Consider the following 574-nt stretch of genomic DNA (forward strand, 5'->3'; position numbering starts at 1 on the left):
GCTGGTGGGCCGCCACGCGCCGCGACATCACCTGACCGGCACCGAGCGGACCCGTCGGAGGTCGGGTCTAACGTGGCTGTCGATGGCACCCGATACGAAGCCCCGCGGTTGGATCAGTCGACTGGCCGCCGCCTGCTGGGCACACCGGTCCGTCACGGTCGGCGCCCTGACGGTGACGTTGATCGCCGCGGTCATCGACATCTCCTTCCCGTTGCTGGCCCGAATCGCGGTGGACGACGCCAGTTCCGGCGCCACCGAGGCGATCACGGTGGTCGCCGCCGCCATAGCGGGGCTGGCGGTGGTCCGGTTCGGCTGCCAGTTCGGCCGCCGGATGCTCGCGGGCAAACTCTCCCTCGACGTCCAGCACGACCTGCGGCTCGGCCTGCTCGGCTCGCTGCAACGCCTCGACGGACTCGGGCAGGACCAGATCCGTACCGGGCAGGTGGTGTCCCGGTCGATCACCGACCTGCAGCTGGTGCAGGGCCTGCTCGCCATGGTCCCGCTGTCGGCGGGCGCGGTGATCCAGTTCGTGCTGGCCGTGGTGGTGATGGCCTACCTGTCCCCGCTGCTGACC

At 70.7% G+C, this 574-nt stretch carries 1 protein-coding gene; it reads left to right on the forward strand.

Annotated features, from left to right (window positions below; translation table 11 throughout):
- Positions 1–82 precede the first annotated feature (82 nt).
- A partial coding sequence (locus tag AC1DQC_RS20090) for an ABC transporter transmembrane domain-containing protein (RefSeq protein ID WP_477052988.1) occupies positions 83–574 on the forward strand: 492 nt, incomplete at its 3' end.

The sequence above is a fragment of the Cellulomonas sp. P4_H12 genome (assembly GCF_056400905.1).